Raw genomic sequence first — 12,800 nt, 5'->3', positions numbered from 1 at the left:
CGGCGGGGCCGCGTCCACCGCACGTTCCGAAACTCTCCCGTCCGAGTGAAATTCGGGCCCTGTTCGGACACTCGATGACCGCACTCGATAGCGTGGTGACATACCTTTCACAAGATCCCCTGCCGCACCACATGTGACGCGAGGACCCACGCTGTCTGCGCACCGTCTGCCGTATGCCTCCGACTTCACCGGCCGAGCGGACATACCGGCATTCCCCGAACAGTCCCGCAGCGCGCCGGCTCCCATCCCGCTGCGGGACTTCAACAGCGCGCCCGCCGAGCAGGTGCGCGAGGCTCTTCTGGCCTGCCTGCACAGCCCCCACTGGGCGCGCCGCCTCGCCGACCACCGCCCCTACCCCGACCTGGACTCCCTCCTGGCCGCGTCCGACGAGGCGGCCTACGACCTGGCACCGGCAGACCTCGCCGAGGCCCTGGCCGGGGAGTCCCTGCCCCAGCTCCCGGACGACGCCTACTCCGCCGCCCACACGGCCCTCAGCGCCGCCCATGCCGCCTACGAGGCCCGTTTCGGCCACGTGTTCGTCATCTATCTGGGTGACTCCGCCCCCGGCGAGGCCCTCGACCGGGCCCTCGAAGGCATCCGATCACGATTGACCAACGATCCGGACGACGAGCGGGTGGTGACGGCGGACCAGCTCCGCCACCTGGCGAAGCAGCGCCTGATCACCTATCTCAGGGGCGCGCACAGCCACACCGCGGCCGCCCGCCAATAGCCCGTCCGGTGCCAGTTTGATCACACGAGGTAGGCCCCCTGTAAGCCAGGCGGCAGCACGTCGCTACGATGCTGGGGGCCGGTGGACCGTACCCGGCCGGGCCCGACCGACACCGAAGCCGGCGCGGCCCTAGTCCTCGCTCCCGGAGGGTTCTTCCGTGCCGGCTGGAACGCTGTACCGCGGCCGGGAAGGAATGTGGTCCTGGGTGGCTCATCGAGTCACCGGCGTCCTCATCTTCTTCTTCCTGTTCGTTCATGTGCTGGACACCGCACTCGTCCGTGTCTCCCCCGAGGACTACGACAAGGTCGTAGCCACGTACAAGACGCCGATCGTCGCACTGCTGGAGTACGGCCTCGTCGCCGCCATCCTCTTCCACGCGCTCAACGGCCTGCGTGTCATCGCCGTCGACTTCTGGTCCAAGGGCGCGCGCTACCAGAAGCAGATGCTGTGGACCGTGGTCGTCGTCTGGCTCGTCCTGATGGCCGGCGCGATCTACCCCGTCCTCGGCCACGCCTATCGTGCCCTCGTCGGGAGCTGACGCCCATGTCCACCACTGAAACCTCCGCGTCCGGGATCGGCCCCGTCGAGGGCGAGAGCCTCTACAGCGTCGATCACCCGGCCCCGCTCATCGAGGCCCCGCGCAGGCGGACCAAGAAGACCCCCCGCTCGACCCGGGGCAACTTCGAGATGGCGGCCTGGCTCTTCATGCGCCTGTCCGGCGTCGTGCTGGTCGTCCTGGTCATCGGCCACCTGCTCATCCAGCTCGTCCTCGACGGCGGCGTCTCCAAGATCGGCTTCGCCTTCGTGGCCGGCCGCTGGGCGTCCCCGTTCTGGCAGGTCTGGGACCTCCTGATGCTCTGGCTCGCGATGCTGCACGGCGCCAACGGCCTGCGCACGGTCATCAACGACTACGCGGAGCGCCCGACCAGCCGACTGTGGCTGAAGGGCCTGCTGTACACCGCCACGGTGTTCACCATCCTGCTGGGCACGCTGGTGATCTTCACCTTCGACCCGAACATCCGCTAGGCACGGGGCTGCGAGAATCATGAAGATCCACAAGTACGACACCGTCATCGTCGGCGCCGGTGGCGCGGGCATGCGCGCGGCCATCGAGTCCACGAAGCGCAGCCGCACCGCCGTGCTGACCAAGCTCTACCCCACCCGCTCCCACACGGGCGCCGCGCAGGGCGGCATGGCCGCCGCGCTGGCCAACGTGGAGGAGGACAACTGGGAGTGGCACACCTTCGACACGGTCAAGGGCGGTGACTACCTGGTCGACCAGGACGCCGCCGAGATCCTGGCGAAGGAGGCCATCGACGCCGTCCTCGACCTGGAGAAGATGGGCCTGCCGTTCAACCGGACCCCGAACGGCACCATCGACCAGCGCCGCTTCGGCGGCCACAGCCGCAACCACGGCGAGGCCCCGGTCCGCCGCTCCTGCTACGCGGCCGACCGCACCGGTCACATGATCCTCCAGACGCTGTACCAGAACTGCGTCAAGGAGGGCGTGGAGTTCTTCAACGAGTTCTACGTCCTGGACCAGCTGATCACCGAGGTCGACGGCGTCAAGAAGTCGGCCGGTGTGGTGGCGTACGAGCTGGCCACCGGCGAGATCCACGTCTTCCAGGCGAAGGCCGTGATCTACGCCTCCGGCGGCACCGGCAAGTTCTTCAAGGTGACGTCCAACGCGCACACCCTGACGGGTGACGGCCAGGCGGCCGTCTACCGCCGCGGGCTGCCGCTGGAGGACATGGAGTTCTTCCAGTTCCACCCGACCGGCATCTGGCGCATGGGCATCCTGCTGACGGAGGGCGCCCGCGGTGAGGGCGGCATCCTCCGCAACAAGGACGGCGAGCGCTTCATGGAGAAGTACGCGCCTGTCATGAAGGACCTCGCGTCCCGTGACGTCGTGTCCCGCTCCATCTACACGGAGATCCGTGAGGGCCGCGGCTGCGGTCCCGAGGGCGACCACGTCTACCTGGACCTCACCCACCTCCCGCCGGAGCAGCTGGACGCCAAGCTGCCCGACATCACCGAGTTCGCGCGCACCTACCTGGGCATCGAGCCGTACACGGACCCGATCCCGATCCAGCCGACCGCGCACTACGCCATGGGCGGCATCCCGACGAACGTCGAGGGTGAGGTCCTGTCGGACAACACCACGGTCGTGCCGGGCCTGTACGCGGCCGGCGAGGTCGCCTGTGTGTCGGTGCACGGCGCCAACCGCCTCGGCACCAACTCGCTGCTGGACATCAACGTGTTCGGCCGCCGGGCCGGTATCGCGGCGGCGGAGTACAGCCAGAAGGCGGACTACGTCGAACTGCCGGAGAACCCGGCCGAGCTGGTCGTCGGCCAGATCGAGCGGCTCCGCGCCTCCACGGGCACCGAGCGCGTGGCGACGCTGCGCCGCGAGCTGCAGGAGACCATGGACGCGAACGTCATGGTGTTCCGCACCGAGCAGACGATCAAGACCGCGGTCGAGAAGATCGCCGAGCTGCGCGAGCGTTACCGGAACGTCGCGATCCAGGACAAGGGCAAGCGGTTCAACACCGACCTGCTGGAGGCCATCGAGCTGGGCAACCTGCTCGACCTGGCCGAGGTCATGGCGGTCTCCGCGCTCGCCCGCAAGGAGTCCCGCGGCGGTCACTACCGCGAGGACTATCCGAACCGCGACGACGTCAACTTCATGCGCCACACCATGGCGTACCGCGAGGTGGGCGACGACGGGACGGAATCCATCCGTCTCGACTACAAGCCGGTCGTCCAGACCCGCTACCAGCCGATGGAGCGTAAGTACTGATGGCAACCCCTGTTCTGGACAAGGTGGAGGCGGAGGCCGCGGCCTCTCCCTACATCACGGTCACCTTCCGGATCCGCCGGTTCAACCCGGAGATCTCGGCGGAGGCGGTCTGGGAAGACTTCCAGCTGGAGATCGACCCGAAGGAGCGCGTCCTCGACGGCCTCCACAAGATCAAGTGGGATCTGGACGGCACGCTGACCTTCCGCCGTTCCTGCGCCCACGGCATCTGCGGCTCGGACGCGATGCGGATCAACGGCAAGAACCGTCTGGCCTGCAAGACGCTGATCAAGGACATCAACCCCGAGAAGCCGATCACGGTGGAGCCCATCAAGGGCCTCACGGTCCTCAAGGACCTCGTGGTCGACATGGAGCCGTTCTTCCAGGCCTACCGGGACGTGATGCCCTTCCTGATCACGAAGGACACGAACGAGCCGACGCGCGAGCGTCTCCAGACGGCCGAGGACCGCGAGCGCTTCGACGACACGACGAAGTGCATCCTCTGCGCCGCCTGCACGTCCTCGTGCCCGGTGTTCTGGAACGACGGCCAGTACTTCGGGCCGGCCGCGATCGTGAACGCGCACCGCTTCATCTTCGACAGCCGTGACGAGGCGGGCGAGCAGCGCCTGGAGATCCTGAACGACCGCGACGGCGTGTGGCGTTGCCGCACGACCTTCAACTGCACGGACGCCTGCCCGCGCGGTATCGAGGTCACCAAGGCGATCGCCGAGGTGAAGAAGGCGCTGATCACGCGCCGCTTCTGAACGCCGGATCGCTTCGATCCAGGCCCGAGGGCCGTGTTTCCGACACTCTGGAAACACGGCCCTCGGGCGTTTTTGGCGGTTTCCTCCCCCTGTGGGCCCTAGTGTGACGTCATGTCAGATGACGTGTCGTACGAGCTGCTCGGGTTCGACAATGTGCTGCTGCCGGTCGGGGACCTCGGCGAGGCCGTGGGCTTCTACGAGCAGACGGGGTTCGCCGTCGCCTTCCGGTTCGACGAGGCCGGGATCGCGCTGCTGAAGGTCGGGGGCGAGACGCCCGGGCTGCTGCTGCGGGCCGAGGAGGGGCTCGGACCCCGGCCGCCCGCATGGCCCTCCGCGCGGGTCTGGCTGGAGGTGGCGGACGCGCGGGTGGCCGCGAGCAGGATCGCGGGAGCCGGGATCGCGCTGCTCGGTGAGCCGTTCCCGGTGGCCACCGGGTGGACCGTGGAGATCGCCGATCCCTGGGGCAACGTCATCGGGTTCACCGACTACAGCAAGCGGCCGGAGCTCGCCCGCCGCAAGTGAGTTGAACATGTTCAAAAGGAGGTCTAGAGTCGGCTCCGTCAGCGTTTTGAACGCGTTCAGAAAGTTCGGGGAAGGGGTGGGGCATGGACCGCACCGTCATCGCCTACGTCATCTACTTGGTCATCAGCATCGGCCTGACCGTCTGGGTGGCCCGTACGCTCAGCCACAACGGGCGGGTGTTCCTCGCCGACGTCCTGCGGGGGAACGAACCGCTCGCCGACGCCGTCAACCGTCTTCTGGTGGTCGGCTTCTACCTGGTGAACCTCGGTTTCGTCGCGCTCTTCCTGAGCAACAGCGGGAACATCGACGACACCCGGGGCATCTTCGAGAACCTGTCGGCCAAGCTCGGTGTGGTGCTGCTGGTGCTCGGCGTGATGCACCTGGGCAACGTGTACGTGCTGAACCGGATCCGGCGGCGCGGAGCGATGGAGCGCGAACAGCTGCCGCCCGTCGCCCCGCAGGGCTGGGCCACCCCGGGCGCCGGGGCGTGAGCGCGATGACCGCGGACCGGGACCGGGGCGCCCTGCGCGTCCCGGTCCACGGGCTCACCGTGCTCTACGACGCCGAGTGCTCCCTGTGCGCCCATGTGCGCGACTGGCTCGTGAGGCAGCGGCAGTTGGTGCCGCTGGAGCTGGTACCGGCGGGCTCGGCCGAGGCCCGGCGCCGGTTCCCCGGCCTCGACCACGGTGGGACCCTCTCGGAGGTGACCGTCGTCGGCGACTCGGGGCAGGTCTACCGGGAGGCCGCCGCCTGGATAGTCGTCCTGTGGGCCCTGCGCCAGTACCGCCCGCTCGCCCACCGGCTCAGCACCCCGGCCGGCCTCCGCCTCGCCAGGGGCGCGGTACTGGGCGCGGCCGCGTGGCGCGGCAGCCAGTGGCGCGGCGCCCAGTGGGGCGGAACCGGATACCGGCGCGAGGACGGCTGGAGGTACGACCCGGCCCGCGGCTGGACCTACGACCCTCCGGGGTGCGACGGCGGTGCCTGCGCCAGTCGTTAGGCTCTTTCCCGTGTCCGCGACGAACGACGGCTCCGCAGAGGCCGCCACCCAGAGCAAGTCCGAGCAGACCCGCGCGCTGATCCTGGAGACCGCGATGCGGCTGTTCCAGGAGCGGGGGTACGACAAGACGACGATGCGGGCCATCGCCAAGGAGGCCGGGGTCTCCGTCGGCAACGCGTACTACTACTTCGAGGGCAAGGAGCACCTGATCCAGGGCTTCTACGACCGGATCGCCACCGAGCACCGGGCGGCGGTCCGGGAGGTGCTGGCCCGGGAGACCGACCTGGAGGCGCGGATCGCGGGCGTGCTGCGGGTCTGGCTGGACATCGCGAAGCCCTACCACGAGTTCGCGGTGCAGTTCTTCAAGAACGCCGCCGACCCGGACAGCCCGCTCAGCCCCTTCTCCCCGGAGAGCGAGCACGCCCGCCAGGAGGCGATCAGCGTCCACCGGGAGGTGCTGCGCGGTGCGAAGACCAAGGTGCCGGAGGAGCTGCGGGACGTGCTGCCCGAGCTGCTGTGGCTGTCCCAGATGGGGCTCGTGCTGTACTGGATCTTCGACCGCACTGAGGGCCGTGAACGCAGCTACCGGCTGGCCGCACGCGGCGCCCGGCTCACCGCACGCGGAGTCTCACTGGCCCGGTTCCGGGTACTGCGCCCGCTGGTCCTCGAGGTGCACGAACTGTTCACGGACTTCCTGCCCGGAATGACCAGCGCGCTGCCGGACCCGGGGAGCCGGGGGCGCGGCAAGTGACCGCGCCGCGTCAGATCCAGTTCAGGCGCCACAGCCGCCACACGCCGGTGCCGTCCGAGAGGTACTGACTGCCGCCGACGTCCTCGGTGCTGACGACGTACTCCTTGCCCTGCCACAGCGGGATCAGCGGCACGTCGGAGGCGACGACCTCCTGGAGGGCGCGGAAGTCCGGATCGGCGCTGCCGCGGGCGGCGTACTGCTGGCTGGCCAGGATCAGGCGATCGGCCCGCTTGCTGCTGTAGCCGGTGTTCATGGCGGAGTCGGTGCCGACGAGCGGGCCGCCGAAGGTGTCCGGGTCCGGATAGTCGGCGACCCAGCCGACCGCGTACGCGTCCAGCCTGCCTTCGCCGTAGAGCCTCTGGAACTCGGTCCAGCCGTACCCCTTGACGTCCACCTTGAACAGGCCGCTCTCCTCCAGCTGGCGCTTCAGCTCGGCGGCCTCCGCGGCACCCTCGCCGCGCCCCTCGCCGTAGCCGAGGGTGAAACGGACCGGGAGTTTCACACCGGCCTCGGTGAGCAGTTCCTTCGCCTTCTCGGTACTGCGCTTCGGGTACTTGTCGAAGTACGACGTGGTGTGGCCGGTGATGCCGGTCGGGATCAGCGAGTACAGCGGGGCCACCGTGCCGTCGTACACCTTGGCGACCAGTTTCTCCCGGTCGACCAGCCAGGCGACGGCCCGGCGGACGGCCCGGTCGTGCAGCGGCGAGCCGGCGCGGGTGTTGAAGTAGAGGTTGCGGATCTCGGCGCTGTCGGACTCCGAGAAGCGCTGGCCGGGGTCACTGGCCGAGAGGCGGGACACGACCGAGGCGGGCATCGTCCTGGTGGCGACGTCGACCTGCCGTTCCTGCCAGGCGTCGTTCAGCTTGTTGCCGTCGGCGAAGTAGCGGAGCCGGACGGGCTTGCCCGCGCTCGCGACGGCGCCCTTGTAGTGCGGGTTGGGCCTGAGGTCCGCCCGCTCCTTCCGGACGTAGGCGGTGAGCGTGTAGGGACCGCTGCCGTCCACCGCGTTGCCGGTGCGCAGCGACTTCGCCGGGTACTTGGTGCGGTCGACGATCGAGCCCGCGCCGGTGGCCACCTTGAGCGGGAACGTGGCGTCCGGCGACGAGAGGTGGAAGGTCACGGTGTCGCCCTGGGCGCTGACCGAGCCGAGCGTGGACAGCACGGATGACGGGCCGGCAGGAGACTTGATCTTCATGACGCGGTCGAAGGAGTACTTCACGTCCTGCGCGGTGACCGCCCGCCCGCTCGGGAAGGTGAGTCCGGAGCGCATCACGCACTTGTAGGTCTTCAGCCCGCCCCCGACGAATCCGCAGCTCTTCGCCGCGTCCGGGACCGGGGCGACGGCGCCCGGATCCAGGGTCATCAGTGACTGGAACACATTGCTGTACAGGGCCCAGGAACCGGCGTCGTAGGCGCCGGCGGGATCGAGCGAGGAGACGTCGTCCGTCGTGCCGACCGTGATGATCCTGTCCTTGTTCTCCTGCGACGGCAGCAACTGCCAGCCGCCCACTCCCACAGCCGCCAGCACAAGAAGCGTTGCAAGAATCCGCATGCGAACTGACCGCATGGTGGCGCCCTCCCCGGGACCTCCGCCGACCTCTACCCAAGGCCTGGCGCAAAGTGCCACTCCCCTAGTGGCGCGGATCACTCAATCACACGTGTTTCGGGTGGGGGAAGAGAAATCGGGGTCGGCTTCTTCACGGGCGGGGCACGAGCGGGACACGAAGGTCACACAGCTGACACACAGTTGACGTGCAGTCAGGCGTCGCGCGGGACGGTTCGCTGCCGTCCGGGACCCCTATGACGTTCGGCGCAGTGCGCGCACCGCGCGCAACCCGATGACGCCGATCACCGTCCCCAACACCAGGGAGACCAGTGCCAGCAGCAGGTGCACCCAGAAGTAGGCCGTCGGGCGGCCGTCGTCGAAGGCGAGTCCGCTGCCGTCCTTGACCAGATTCTTGATGAAAGTGATCCAAATGCCCCAGCTCCACACTCCGAAGGCGAGCAGGAACCAGGAGACCGGGCGGCTGAGCTTCATGCCCCCAGTATCGCCGTCGGCGGCCCGGGGCCGTGTCCGGGGTGGACGGACGGCCGGGGCGGATGCGACTTCGCGGCGTGCTCCGGGTACGTTCTCGTCCGTGCTCGCCCCGAAGAAGACCGTCAAGCGATCCGCCCTGGTCACCTCCGCCGCCCTGCTGTCCCTGTCGCTCACCGCGCCGGTCGCCCTCGCGTCCCCGCACCACCCGACGGTGAACTCCTCGGCCACTCCCCCGGCGCACATGTCGCCGGTCGGCGGCGCCCGCCTCGCCCTGTCTGGCACCCAGGTCAATCTGGCCGCCGGGGTCCCCGTGCTGCCCAAGGGCCTCTCGGCGCGCTCCTGGATCGTCTCCGACGCCGAGTCCGGCGAGGTGCTCGCCGCGCACAACGCGCACTGGCGGCTGCCCCCGGCGAGCACCCTGAAGATGCTGTTCGCGGACACGGTCCTGCCGAGGTTCCCGAGCACGACGACACACAAGGTGGTGACGTCGGACCTGGCCGGCATGGGCGCGGGATCCAGCCTGGTCGGGGTGAAGGAGAACGAGACCTACACCGTCCACGACCTGTGGATCGGTGTCTTCCTGCGCTCCGGCAACGACGCCGTCCATGTGCTGTCGGCGATGAACGGCGGTGTCCCGCAGACCGTCAAGGACATGCAGGCGCACGCCGACGAGCTCCAGGCGCTGGACACGCACGTGGTGAGCCCGGACGGCTACGACGAGCCGGGGCAGGTGTCGTCGGCGTACGACCTGTCGCTGTTCGCGCGTTCCGGGCTCCAGAAGAAGGACTTCCGCGAGTACTGCTCGACCGTGCGGGCCAGGTTCCCGGGCGAGACCAGGAAGGAGAAGGGCAAGTCCGTCCGCGGCTCCAACAAGATCCAGAACACCAACCGGCTGCTCAGCGGCGACTACGACACGCCTGTCTACCCGGGCATCGCCGGGGTGAAGAACGGCAACACCACCAACGCGGGAGCGACCTTCACCGGTGTCGCCGAGCGCGGCGGCAAGGTGCTGCTGGTCACCGTCATGAAGCCGGAGAAGGCCGGGCACAACGAGGTCTACAAGGAGACCGCCAAGCTTCTCGACTGGGGCTTCCAGGCCGCCGGGAAGGTGACTCCGGTGGGGCAGCTGGTGGCGCCGAGGAGCGTGGCGGGAGCCGGCGGTCCGGGCGCCGCCAAGCCCGCCGGGAAGGGGACCGACGGGTCGTCACCGAAGCCGGTGGCGAGCTCCTCGGGCGGTTCGGGCGGCATGGGCGTCGCCCTGGGGATCTCCGCCGGAGTGCTGGCGCTGCTCGCGGTCGGCGCCTTCCTGGTCAACCGCCGGTGGCCGCTTCCGGATCTGGTGCGCCGCCGGTCTTCTCGTCCGTCTCGTCCCTCTCGTCACTGAGCTCGATCTCCTTGCTCTGCGTCGCCGTCCAGGAGGCGCAGAACAGGACCAGCTTCGAGGTGAAGTTGATCCACAGCAGCAGGGCCACGGGGACGCCGAACGCGCCGTACATGCTCTTCGTGGCCACGCCCTGCATATAGCCGCTGAGCAGCAGTTTGAGCAGTTCGAAGCCGATCGCGCCGGTCAGCGCGGCGACGATCAGGCGGCGGCGCTGCGGCTCGACGCCGGGCAGCAGGGTGAGGACGTAGAGCAGCAGCAGGAAGTCGGCGAGCACCGCCACGGCGAACGCGGCGATCTGGAGCAGGACGCTGCCCCAGCTCGCCCGGTCGAGTCCGAGCTGGTCGGCGAGCCGGCCCACCAGCGCGGAGGCGCCGATGGAGATGGCCAGGGTGGCGATCACCGCGCCGCCGAAGCCGACCAGCACGCCCGCGTCCTTGGCCTTGCGCAGCAGCGGGTTCTCCTCGCTGTCCGGCCGCTCCCACACCGCGCGCAGGCAGTCGCGCATCTGGCCGACCCAGCCGATTCCGGTGAACAGCAGGATCGCGCCCGCGATCAGCCCGATCGCCCCGGCGTTCTGGACCAGCGAGTTGATGTCCAGTTGCTCGGAGATGCCGGGGACCTGGTCGGCGATCTTGTTCTGGAGGTTCTTCTGCTGGGACTCGCTGAGCGTGGCGGCGCCGACCGCGGCGGCCACGGTCAGCAGCGGGAACAGCGAGACGAAGCTGATGAACGTCATCGCGGCGGCCAGTCTCGTCCACTTCACCCGGTCCAGCCGCTCGTAGGACCGCCAGGCGTGCGTGGTCATCAGGCGCGTGACGATCGGCCCGATACCGGGAAGTCTCTTCAGCCAGTCCATGATCCAACCCTGCCCTCCGCACGGAACACCCATGTGCGGGTACCCCAGAAGCGCAGGACCGTGGCCAGCGCCATGCCGATTCCGGCGCCGGAGACGGTGTCGGCGCGCTGCGAGGTGAGTCCGAGGCCGTAGTGGCTGACGGCGAGGCACAGCAACTGGACGAGGGCGCCCGCGAGGTTCACGGCGACGAAGACGGCGTACGGGCGCAGGCCCTTGGGCTGGGTGTGCCGGTAGGTGCCGAGCGCGTTGCCGGTGTAGGCGACCGTGCAGCCCGCGACGAAGGAGAGCGTCTTGGCGGTGAGCGGACCGGTCCCGGCCGTGCCGCGCAGCCAGGTGAAGAGGGTCAGGTCGACGGCGTAGGCGAGCAGGCCGACGGCCGCGAAGCCCAGCAGTTCCGCGTGCCGGGCCGCGGCCGGGGCCCGGGCCGTCCGGGGGCGGACCGGGGTCACCAGTTGGCCACCGCGAGCCCGTACATGGCGATCCAGGCCAGGCCGATCAGGGCCAGGGCCCGGTCGCGCAGCACCACGTCCTCGGGTTCGCCCGCGGTGCCCCGGTCGGCGAAGACGGCGTATCTGAGGACCGCGAGGATGAAGGCGACCATGGACAGCTGCCGCCAGGGCAGCACGCTCGTGTGCGGCACGCCGCCCGCCTCCAGGGCCCACATGCAGTAGCCGAGTACGGCGACACCGGCCGCGAGCTGCCAGACGAACCGCAGGTAGCCGGTGGTGTACTCGGTGAGCAACGCGCGGGTGGCACCCGCCTTTCCGGCCATCTGGAGGGCTTCGGAGTAGCGCTTGGCCGACACCATGAACAGCGCGCCGAACCCGGTGGTGATCAGGAACCAGCGGGACAGCGGGATGCCGAGCGCGAGCCCGCCGATCATCGCCCGCATCAGGAAGCCGGTGGTGACGACGGCGAGGTCGACGACGAGGACGTGCTTGAGGCTGACGCAGTAGGCGAGTTGCAGGCCGATGTAGGCCGTCAGGAGGGCCGCGACGGCCGGGGAGGTGAGTACGGCGGCGGCGACCGGGGCCAGCACCGCGAGGACGCCTCCGGTGGCGTAGGCGACGGGCACCGGGACCTGTCCGGCGGCGACCGGGCGGCGGCACTTCACGGGGTGGGCGCGGTCGGCCGGGGCGTCGCGGGCGTCGTTGATCAGGTACACGGCGGCGGCGCAGGCGGTGAACAGGACGAAGACGAGCGCGACCTGGGAGAGGGCGTGCCGGGAGAACAACTGCCCCGCCGCGGCCGGGGCCGCGATCACGAGGGTGTTCTTCATCCACTGCCGGGGGCGGGTGGTTCTCAGCAGCCCGCCCAGCAGCGTGCCGGTGCGCAGCGGCGGGGGCGGTCCCGGGGGTGTGCGCGGGGCCCGGAGGACCGCCTCACCGGCGGGGCGGCTGTTCGCGAGGGGCGCTGTCTCAGTCATGGGCGCCTCGGCTCAGGTCGTGCATCCAGCGTGCGCCGAGCCGGGCCGTGAGCGCTCCCAGTGCCGCGCCCGCGACGACGTCCGACGGGTAGTGGACGCCTGCCACCAGCCGGGAGAGGCATACGGCGGCGGCGAGCGGTACGGCCGCGTGGGCGCCCAGGGCGCCGAAGGCGACGGCGGCGGCCGCCGAGGAAGTGGCGTGGGCGCTAGGGAAGGAGTGCCGGCCCGCCGTGCGCACCAGGGGCTCCACATGGGTCGGGCGGGGCCGGCGTACCAGCCGCTTCACAGCCATGCCCGCCAGATGCGCGCCCGCGACGAGTGCTGTGCCACGTAGCCAGGAGCCGCGCCGGGCGCCGTCCACGGCGGCTCCGGCGAGGCCCGCGCCGAGCCACAGGGCGCCGTGTTCGCCGACGAGGGACAGGCCGCGCACGGCGGACGCGACGCGTGGATCGGTGCCGTGGGCACGGAGTGCAGAAAGGATTCTGTGGTCCAGGTCGTCGAAGTCGTCCATGTGGACTCACTGTTCACGTCCACA

16 protein-coding genes are annotated in these 12,800 nt (G+C 69.7%); 10 read left to right on the top strand and 6 right to left on the bottom strand.

Annotation, left to right across the window (positions count from 1 at the left end):
* The first annotated feature begins 133 nt into the window (after positions 1-133).
* From ACIPK3_RS20700 to ACIPK3_RS20660, 9 genes are all read left to right on the top strand, one after another.
* Positions 134-730, top strand: a complete 597-nt coding sequence (locus ACIPK3_RS20700; protein ID WP_402571613.1) for a 2-oxo-4-hydroxy-4-carboxy-5-ureidoimidazoline decarboxylase — start codon at positions 134-136, stop codon at positions 728-730.
* Between the two features lie 157 nt (positions 731-887).
* Positions 888-1,268 carry a succinate dehydrogenase, cytochrome b556 subunit gene (sdhC, locus tag ACIPK3_RS20695; protein ID WP_402571611.1) on the top strand — a complete coding sequence of 127 codons (381 nt, stop codon included), beginning with the start codon at positions 888-890 and terminating at the stop codon, positions 1,266-1,268.
* Between the two features lie 5 nt (positions 1,269-1,273).
* A complete protein-coding gene (locus tag ACIPK3_RS20690) occupies positions 1,274-1,756 on the top strand; it encodes a succinate dehydrogenase hydrophobic membrane anchor subunit (protein ID WP_402571610.1) in 483 nt (160 codons plus the stop codon).
* Positions 1,757-1,775: 19 nt separating this feature from the next.
* Positions 1,776-3,530, top strand: a complete 1,755-nt coding sequence (gene sdhA, locus ACIPK3_RS20685) for a succinate dehydrogenase flavoprotein subunit (protein WP_402571608.1) — start codon at positions 1,776-1,778, stop codon at positions 3,528-3,530.
* Positions 3,530-4,291 carry a succinate dehydrogenase iron-sulfur subunit gene (locus tag ACIPK3_RS20680; RefSeq protein WP_402571606.1) on the top strand — a complete coding sequence of 254 codons (762 nt, stop codon included), beginning with the start codon at positions 3,530-3,532 and terminating at the stop codon, positions 4,289-4,291. The genes sdhA and ACIPK3_RS20680 overlap by 1 nt, the downstream gene beginning before the upstream one ends.
* A 111-nt stretch (positions 4,292-4,402) precedes the next feature.
* Positions 4,403-4,813, top strand: coding sequence for a VOC family protein (locus tag ACIPK3_RS20675; protein ID WP_402571604.1), 411 nt, complete (start codon positions 4,403-4,405; stop codon positions 4,811-4,813).
* Positions 4,814-4,896: 83 nt separating this feature from the next.
* Entirely contained in the window at positions 4,897-5,304 is a 408-nt protein-coding gene (locus tag ACIPK3_RS20670; protein ID WP_402571602.1) for a hypothetical protein, read from the top strand.
* Positions 5,305-5,309: 5 nt separating this feature from the next.
* Positions 5,310-5,810 (top strand): thiol-disulfide oxidoreductase DCC family protein, encoded by a 501-nt coding sequence (locus ACIPK3_RS20665; RefSeq protein ID WP_402571864.1) that lies wholly within the window; start codon positions 5,310-5,312, stop codon positions 5,808-5,810.
* A 10-nt stretch (positions 5,811-5,820) separates the two neighbouring features.
* The gene (locus ACIPK3_RS20660; protein ID WP_402571600.1) at positions 5,821-6,561 is read left to right on the top strand and encodes a TetR family transcriptional regulator; all 741 of its coding nucleotides are present in this window, start codon (positions 5,821-5,823) and stop codon (positions 6,559-6,561) included.
* Between the two features lie 10 nt (positions 6,562-6,571).
* Here the strand turns inward: ACIPK3_RS20660 and ACIPK3_RS20655 are convergent, their stop codons facing one another.
* Together ACIPK3_RS20655 and ACIPK3_RS20650 are read right to left on the bottom strand one after the other, a co-directional pair.
* Positions 6,572-7,924: an ABC transporter substrate-binding protein gene (locus tag ACIPK3_RS20655; RefSeq protein WP_402571862.1), complete on the bottom strand. Its 1,353-nt coding sequence runs from the start codon at positions 7,922-7,924 to the stop codon at positions 6,572-6,574.
* A gap of 435 nt (positions 7,925-8,359) precedes the next feature.
* Positions 8,360-8,599, bottom strand: coding sequence for an SCO4848 family membrane protein (locus ACIPK3_RS20650; protein WP_402571598.1), 240 nt, complete (start codon positions 8,597-8,599; stop codon positions 8,360-8,362).
* A gap of 100 nt (positions 8,600-8,699) precedes the next feature.
* Between ACIPK3_RS20650 and ACIPK3_RS20645 the strand changes: the two genes are divergently transcribed.
* Entirely contained in the window at positions 8,700-9,983 is a 1,284-nt protein-coding gene (locus ACIPK3_RS20645) for a D-alanyl-D-alanine carboxypeptidase family protein (protein WP_402571596.1), read from the top strand.
* Here the strand turns inward: ACIPK3_RS20645 and ACIPK3_RS20640 are convergent.
* The 4 genes from ACIPK3_RS20640 to ACIPK3_RS20625 are packed head-to-tail and all read right to left on the bottom strand — an operon-like array spanning position 9,910 to position 12,776.
* On the bottom strand, positions 9,910-10,839 hold the full coding sequence (locus ACIPK3_RS20640) for a YihY/virulence factor BrkB family protein (protein ID WP_402571594.1): 930 nt from the start codon (positions 10,837-10,839) through the stop codon (positions 9,910-9,912). The genes ACIPK3_RS20645 and ACIPK3_RS20640 overlap by 74 nt on opposite strands.
* Complete coding sequence (locus ACIPK3_RS20635) at positions 10,827-11,288, bottom strand: GtrA family protein (RefSeq protein WP_402571592.1); 462 nt, start codon at positions 11,286-11,288, stop codon at positions 10,827-10,829. Before ACIPK3_RS20635 ends, ACIPK3_RS20640 begins: the two co-directional genes overlap by 13 nt.
* The gene (locus tag ACIPK3_RS20630) at positions 11,285-12,265 is read right to left on the bottom strand and encodes a decaprenyl-phosphate phosphoribosyltransferase (RefSeq protein WP_402571590.1); all 981 of its coding nucleotides are present in this window, start codon (positions 12,263-12,265) and stop codon (positions 11,285-11,287) included. Before ACIPK3_RS20630 ends, ACIPK3_RS20635 begins: the two co-directional genes overlap by 4 nt.
* Complete coding sequence (locus tag ACIPK3_RS20625; RefSeq protein WP_402571588.1) at positions 12,258-12,776, bottom strand: phosphatase PAP2 family protein; 519 nt, start codon at positions 12,774-12,776, stop codon at positions 12,258-12,260. Before ACIPK3_RS20625 ends, ACIPK3_RS20630 begins: the two co-directional genes overlap by 8 nt.
* Between the last annotated feature and the right edge of the window lie 24 nt (positions 12,777-12,800).

It is taken from the genome of Streptomyces sp. NPDC086787 (assembly GCF_044745865.1).
In the GTDB taxonomy this organism is placed as follows: domain Bacteria; phylum Actinomycetota; class Actinomycetes; order Streptomycetales; family Streptomycetaceae; genus Streptomyces.
The sequence above is the reverse complement of the archived record's forward strand: the minus strand, read 5'-3'. Positions and strand labels throughout refer to the sequence as shown.